Origin of the sequence: Fibrobacter sp. (assembly GCA_012523595.1) — a bacterium.
Classification (GTDB): Bacteria; Fibrobacterota; Chitinivibrionia; order Chitinivibrionales; family Chitinispirillaceae; genus JAAYIG01.
This window is the reverse complement of record JAAYIG010000059.1, coordinates 23,389-30,635: the sequence shown is the minus strand read 5'-3', so window position 1 is coordinate 30,635 and position 7,247 is coordinate 23,389. Positions and strand designations below refer to the sequence as shown.

Sequence of the window (7,247 nt, the reverse complement as noted above, 5' to 3'; positions counted from 1 at the left end):
GCTGTTTCAGTAACGGATTACCATGTTCTTTTCTGGCCATAACTGTAAACCTCCATTGGTGTTAAATGGTTAAAATAATCCATACACCAACTATTCTGAGGTTTACACAAATTTTTCAGCACTCTCTATACTTATTTGAAATCTCTTTTCCTATATCAAATAGAGGCGAGTCACTGTCCGGGAAAATCTGTTTGATATTTTCCGCAAGAGCATCCCATACCGGAAATGTAGTCCATTCCAGGTGATTTGTGAGTACATCATGCTCTTTTTCAATACCTCTGAATATGATTGTGTCACTAAGGCCCTGGCTTCTGGCAAAAGTAACCATCAAACTCGTGCTGTAACAGGATATTTCTTTTTCAATGCCCATAATGAATAAATATTTTAGTATTATGTATATCACTTTGCAATAATTAAAGAGAATTTTTTTATTCAGCTGGTTTCCCTATGTAAATAATTTCAGGGAATTTTTTCTGAAAATAGTGCTGTCTGATCTGCAAACAAGCCAATGATTTTGGAAGAAATCCAATTTACCATTAAGTCAATGATGGTTAAATGAGAAAAGAAGAGAGATTAAATCAGCACCGGGTAATCGTTGACCACTATGATCCTGCACTCATTTATGACAAATCCCACACAAAAAAATACAGAGAAGAATTTACCCTATATCAGAGTTCAACCAGAGCCGGATCATAGATTCCCAGACGATTTAAAAAGTATCTTATCTGGGAATACCTTACAAGGTAAGTAGTGACTAAAGGAGATTTGTATGGATAAGATTCTGAGATTTTTTGAAGATTCAGAACCATTTTCTTCTCATCCTTACCCATGTTATATAAATAACCTATAGTTTTCAAAGATTGCTCATAAAACCATTTCCTGTCCTCTCGCTCATAATTCGGTGAGGTGTAACCTTCTAAATACCAAGGTCGAGTTTCATAGTTAAGGTCCTGAAGCATTCTTGAAACCCTCTGCTCATAAAAATAGGGGTGGTACATATTGCTGCTAAGCCATTTCACACCATCTTCAAGCTCTTTTGACGTCATCAGCTTCGGTATCACATTTGTATTTGTTGGAATAAGATATGCATCAGGGGAAGCACCCGTATTAATCCTTCCTTCAGATTTCAGCCGCTTGTATAATGGAGTAGTGCTAAAAGCGATAAGGCTCTGGATTGTGTAAATCGGAATCGGTAACAATGCAAAAAAATCCCTGATTTCTCTGAAAATCTTAACCGTATCGAAATCAAATCCCACTATAATACCACTTAAAGGCTGGATTCCAAAATTTACCAGCTTATGGATTTTAGCCTTCATGTCAGTAAGATTGTGTTGCTTCCCGGCGCTTTTAAGGCTTTCTATGTTTATTGTTTCCAGACCCACAAAGGCCAGATCTATACTGGCCTGCGCCATGAGATCCAGCAGTTCATCGTCATCAGCGACATTTACTGACACTTGAACAGTAAATGAGATTTTTCTTTTCTTTTGCTCAATTTTATTCCATTCAATAATTGCTCCCAGCACTTCTTTTGCCTTTTTCCTGTTCCCTGTCAGGTTGTCATCGGAAATAAAAACGTCGGTATAACCAGACTCATAGATATTATCAAGCTCTCTTATTATACTATCAACCGGTTTGTATCTCTGTTTTTTCCCAAGGTACTGTACTACCTCACAGAAGTCACAGTTAAACGGGCATCCTCTTGAAATCTGAATCGCACCAGATACGGCTCTGCTGTTAGGATAGAGTGACAGATCCGGCACAGGGCTATTTGTCAGATCTGAAGGGGTGCCGAAGTATTCATTTTTCCAGGAGCCATTGACAAGATCAGAGAATAAACTGGCTGAGATGTTTTCCAGTTCACCATGAACAAGAATATCACAGTACGGTCGCACAGATTCAGGATTCAAAGTAGCATAAGGGCCACCTATAATAATCACCTTTCCACGTTTACGGAACTCTTCAGCAATCCGAATCATCCCTTTTCGCTGTGAAATCTTTCCAGTTATGCCTATAAAATCAGCATCAATATCAAAGTCAACAGGAAAAATCTCTTCTTCACATAACTTTACATTGAGAAATGGTTTGGCAAGAGATGCTATGGTGGTTGTTGCCAAGTCTGTAAAGTATGCAACAGATTCTAATGTCGCTGCACGAAACACATCAGTGCCAAAATAGCACTCTATATCCGCTCTGGGATTAACTAAATACAACAGTTTCGACATATTACTCCTATTAGTCAAACTTTAACTTCGTTTTTACTCTTTACAGAGTTGTTTCTTTTTTTTATTTCTACCACACTATCCAAAATCAAAACAGAAGACTTTTGTGTCTGTTTCTTCGGGTAATTACTAATCACCTGTTCATTAATTTTAAGATTACTCCTGAAATAAGTCATAAGATAGAAATGGGTTTTACTTACCGAAGCAAAATCATTATACACAAAAGTTGTAGGTAATAACAACAGTTCCCATTCTTTATCACATCTCGCGTATTTGATAGATATTCCACTGGGCTTAAATGCGAGTTTTCTGGTATATAAATTTCTAAGCATACTGTTCTCTTTATAATATGAAAGCAGGCAATAGTCAACTTTTTCCTGAATAGTCTTGATAAACCCGGCTTTAAAGAGCATAGGGACCACAATTGCAGATTCGGCTCCAGTTAAATCCTTCCCCTTTCTGCAACGGTAAAACTCCGTTTTCTTTCCTGCTGGCAGAGAGTCCAGAACGTTGCTACTCTCACATCTACCGCTTTCATTTTTGAAAATCCGGGCAAACTCCACCGGCAGTTTCACCTTTTCTGATCGGTAAACCAGTTGAAGACATCCCACGATTTTCTGATCGCTGTCTCTGGTCACTATGAATGTCTGGGCAGAGGGAAGATACTGCTTGTCTATTTCAAACTCCTCTTCCGGATTCCGGATCTCATCAGGCGGATAGCAGAATTTGAAATATTGCTCAATAATTACCCCCGGTGTGCTCTCCAAATCGTACTCTCTCAGAGTAAAACCTCTTGTTCTGAATCTTATTGGTGAACCGATACAGGGGATAGTAAGAGAGCTGATAAAGCGGCTTAAAGAGTTCCATTTCTGACGTGGCAGCCTGTCGAGAATAACATCGGTGAATCTGTTTAAATACATATCTACTGCCTAAATACAACAAATTGTACATTTATACAGAATGGCACACAATATGTGGTAATATACAAAATTATTGTGCTTTGTCAAAATATTAGTTGATTTTTTAAATAAGATATTTGTACAATTATAGACTCAGAGGCGCGGATTACCTGTTTTTCGGGCAAATTGTACTTTTCTGTCCGGTTTTTTCCGTCTTTACCTGCCCTTCTGCCCTGTCGGTTTATCCCTGTACTCTGAAATCATGAATCTTAGGGTGTGTAGGAAAAATCTTACTCTGTCAAAAATTTATCGATCTATGCGGACAATACTTATTGTTGATGACACCAAGGAACTGAGAAAACTGGTCCGGATGACTCTGGAGTATGAGGACCTCAGAGTAATTGAAGCATCTACCGGTACACAAGCTTTAGACCTGGCATCAAAACATAATCCCGACATTATTATCATGGATTTCGCGATGCCGGGGGGTATCGATGGCCTGGAGGCAACAAGACAGATCAGAAAAAATCCCAGGCTTGCTGAATGCAGTGTGATTGTACTTACCGGATCCCCGAAATGCCGGAAAGAGGATGCGCTTGGAGCAGGTGCTGATGACTTTATCGAGAAACCATTCAGCCCCCTTACTCTTATTGATAAAATCGAACAGATTCTAAAGGATTGAATATGGAAGAAATCGCTTATTCCAGTGAAGAGCTCCTCAGACTGAACGCTCTTTATATGAAGGAAAAGCAAAAGAGAATCGATCTGGAAAAGCGGCTTAAGAAGTCAAGAACCCAACTGAAGGTCTGCCGGGATAAACTGAGTCTGTTGCGTAAACGGTCTGCCGAAAACCGTAAAGCCCTTACAATAACCAATGAGCAGCTCGAGAAATATGCCTCGGACCTGCGCACCATTGTTGAGAGCCTCAATAAAACCAACCGGGATCTCCAAAACGCCTACCAGGACACCATTCACAGACTTGTCCTCGCAAGTGAATACAAAGACAACGAAACCGGGAATCATATCCACAGGATGAGTCGTTACTGTGCAAAGGTCGCCGAAAAACTGAATTTCTCCAAAGAGGAGGTTGAACACATCCGTTTCGCAACTCCGATGCACGATGTGGGGAAAATCGGAATCCCTGACAGAATAATCCTTAAAAACGGCAGACTTACCAGGAAAGAGTTCGAAATTGTCAAAAAACACACAATCATCGGCGCAGAAATCCTGCAAAATTCAAAGGCTCGGATTTTAAAGCTGGCCAGAGATATAGCCCTGTATCATCATGAGAAATGGGATGGGACCGGTTATCCTGAGGGACTTAAAGGTGAAGCCATTCCTGTACACGCACGAATCGTTGCACTATGTGATATCTTCGACGCACTTACTTCAAAGCGACCATACAAATCATCTTACCCTGTCGATGTCTCTTGTGAAATCATCAAAAAAGGCAAAGGTACCCACTTTGATCCCGCTCTTACAGATATCTTCCTTTCCAGTATCGATGAACTGGTTTCAATAAAAAACGAGATAGATCTCCCCTCCCGCGCGATAGCAGTGGCCGCGTATACATGGAGCGAACGGGATCTTATCGATGCTGTAAGATAAAGCAGTTCCCCGGGTTCTAAAAGCAGGACCGGCTTCCCGTTTCCGGGGCTGGATGAATGATTTCTGTTTTATAGGAAAGATATACACTGTGAGAGTGTGACTTGTACCAAACGAATGCACCCTTTACCGGGCATTAAAAAAGGTGAGCTCAAACAAGCTCACCATAAAAAATCATCTTCGTTAATTTACAAATTATCTGACAACCGCAGGTCGGACAACCCTCATACCGTCTTTTCCTTCAAGACGCAGGATCATCACTTCCTGGTTCAGGTTTTTAAAATCAATGTTTCTTGTCTGAGCAGAAATATGTCCGCTCCGGACAATCCGTCCGTTCAGGTTAACAAGTGAATAGGATTTGAAACTGTGAGATGCCGGAAGGACAGCTCTGAAACCTGTTTCAGTGGAGAAGGTTTTTATCTCTGAAGGATTGATTTTTACAGGGTTGTGAGCAACAGGAGTACTCATCAGAGTTATGATAAAGTAATCCAAATTCATCGCGCCATTGTAAGTAAGCTGGATTGTACGCTGACCAGCCTCCATATCCACTGTTCCCTGTAATTCCTTCATAGCATACTGCTGCCAGTCACCTGTGTTGGTAAACGAGACAGTGCCTTTATTCGAACCATCAACCGAAACTGAAAATGACCCATTATCCTGAGCTGTAGCTACTCTGAAGCTAAACGCATACTTCCCTGATTTGGAAATGTTTACCTTATAGGTTGTTGAATTACCCGCTTCGATGTAACCAATATTTTTATGGGTACCCTTGTCCTCGACCACAATGTTGTCTCCGGACTTGGATGTAAAGTCCTCGGCCTCAACCTTGATTTCCTGAACTGTTATGGTATCGGTAAAAGTAGCTGTAACAGTCTGGTTTGAATTCAGAGTAATAGTAACAGTTTGATTGGTACCGGAAGCGCCTCCGCTCCATCCACTGAAAACGCTCCTGCCCGGAGTTGGATTTGCAGTAAGAGTCACTGCTGTTCCACCGGTGTAGGTGGACTTATCCGGATTTTTGGTTACCGTTCCTGAGCCAACGATATTTACCGTTAATGTGAATTCATTGGAGGGGATTTGTTTGAATGAGGCAGTTATCTTTTTATCACCGTCCATTGTTACTGTAATAGAAGCGTTTGTCCCGGAAGCATCACCGGACCACTTTTCAAATACATAACCATTCTGCGGCTGAGCTGTAAGTGTCACCTGTGCGCCCTTTTCATAACTGGTCTTATTTGGATTCTTTGATACTGTACCACCAGTTCCAGCGGTAATCTCAAGAGAAAATGTAGTCGGGCCGGAACTTCCGAAACACTTTACAGTCTGGTTTGCCAGTGAAGTTTTAAGACTGTTTATCGTGCCGCCCCAGTCTGATTTGGGCGATTTCTGGGTTATCGCAACAACTCCATCCGCTATTCGGGCTTTCAGGTTGTTAACATCATCCCATGAATGATCGTGACCGGTTGAGCCTCCTCCTGTACCATACCCGTCATCTGCAATAATCGGCTTTCCAGAAAGCTGGCTGATACCCGCCCAGGTAACATCATTACCATTATCCATTCTTATACGGCTGTTCCCAGCTTCAGTGCGCCCGCCGGAAGTATGCAGAAACGTGAATTTTGAAAGATCAAAAGCACCAAGCCAGGATGCCTGGTCATTGTTCCAGGGTGAAATATCAAGAGAGATCAATGCATTTGGAAGCTGATTTTTAATAATGGTAATGAGCTCATTCATATAACTCGCTGCATCTGAGAAACTGAGCTTAACTGATTGTGGACCGGAAAAATACTGATAGTAATCCGGTTCCATAAGCCAGATACAGGGTTTATCTTTTCCATATTGGTTAGCGATATTAGATGCATAGTTTTGATATCTGCTTTTAACAGTATTAAAATTGTTTTTCAGCCAGGCTGCACCTTCTGTAGTGAGTCTCCCCCCCACATCACCATCTCCCAGTCCCGATGCCTTGGCAATAATGTAGGCATAAAAAACCGGTGTTTTATTGTTGCTATTACAGTATTTCACCATGTCCCCGTGCCAGTATATATTGAATTCGGGGTCATTAAGCCATATTGTAACGTAATCAACAGCCTGAGCAGCACTTGTGCCCTGGTTATTATGGATAAAATCCCAGTCTGTACCGAAATTGAACTTGCAGGAGGTCATTTCAGCAAAAGTACTGAAAGCAAAAATAAGAGGAACAGTAACAATAAGTAACTTTTTGAACATAGATGAACTCCAACGGCTTTAAATATTGTTAAATAAATGACTTAGAAGTATTCGAAAACAGTTCGAAAATATATTTCGTTAATAAAATCAGCGCTGTTAAGGTATCTATGCAGGCTTATCAGAATTATTGGTGTTATATGAACCCGCATTAGTTCATTTAAATGTAAAATATGGGGAACATTGGGGAACAGATAATTTCAAATCCCTTCTTCCACTCTGATCACAGAAAAAGTATATTTTACTCGAAAACTTGATTTCCACGATCGGTGTGTATTCCCATGCTGATCTGCGAAAA

General features: G+C 40.8%; 6 protein-coding genes. 2 read left to right on the top strand and 4 right to left on the bottom strand.

Annotated features, from left to right (window positions below; genetic code table 11):
• Nucleotides 1-115 precede the first annotated feature (115 nt).
• The 3 genes from GX089_03690 to GX089_03680 form a co-directional block, all read right to left on the bottom strand.
• Nucleotides 116-328 carry a hypothetical protein gene (locus GX089_03690; GenBank protein NLP01573.1) on the bottom strand — a complete coding sequence of 71 codons (213 nt, stop codon included), beginning with the start codon at nucleotides 326-328 and terminating at the stop codon, nucleotides 116-118.
• A gap of 340 nt (nucleotides 329-668) precedes the next feature.
• Nucleotides 669-2,222 carry a B12-binding domain-containing radical SAM protein gene (locus tag GX089_03685; protein ID NLP01572.1) on the bottom strand — a complete coding sequence of 518 codons (1,554 nt, stop codon included), beginning with the start codon at nucleotides 2,220-2,222 and terminating at the stop codon, nucleotides 669-671.
• A gap of 14 nt (nucleotides 2,223-2,236) precedes the next feature.
• Nucleotides 2,237-3,139, bottom strand: a complete 903-nt coding sequence (locus tag GX089_03680; protein NLP01571.1) for a hypothetical protein — start codon at nucleotides 3,137-3,139, stop codon at nucleotides 2,237-2,239.
• A 295-nt stretch (nucleotides 3,140-3,434) separates the two neighbouring features.
• On the opposite strand from GX089_03680, the gene GX089_03675 reads away from it, so the two are divergent.
• Together GX089_03675 and GX089_03670 are read left to right on the top strand one after the other, a co-directional pair.
• Nucleotides 3,435-3,800: a response regulator gene (locus tag GX089_03675; protein NLP01570.1), complete on the top strand. Its 366-nt coding sequence runs from the start codon at nucleotides 3,435-3,437 to the stop codon at nucleotides 3,798-3,800.
• A 2-nt stretch (nucleotides 3,801-3,802) separates the two neighbouring features.
• Nucleotides 3,803-4,726 carry an HD domain-containing protein gene (locus GX089_03670; protein NLP01569.1) on the top strand — a complete coding sequence of 308 codons (924 nt, stop codon included), beginning with the start codon at nucleotides 3,803-3,805 and terminating at the stop codon, nucleotides 4,724-4,726.
• Nucleotides 4,727-4,918: 192 nt separating this feature from the next.
• Here the strand turns inward: GX089_03670 and GX089_03665 are convergent, their stop codons facing one another.
• Nucleotides 4,919-6,952 carry a carbohydrate-binding protein gene (locus tag GX089_03665; protein NLP01568.1) on the bottom strand — a complete coding sequence of 678 codons (2,034 nt, stop codon included), beginning with the start codon at nucleotides 6,950-6,952 and terminating at the stop codon, nucleotides 4,919-4,921.
• Between the last annotated feature and the right edge of the window lie 295 nt (nucleotides 6,953-7,247).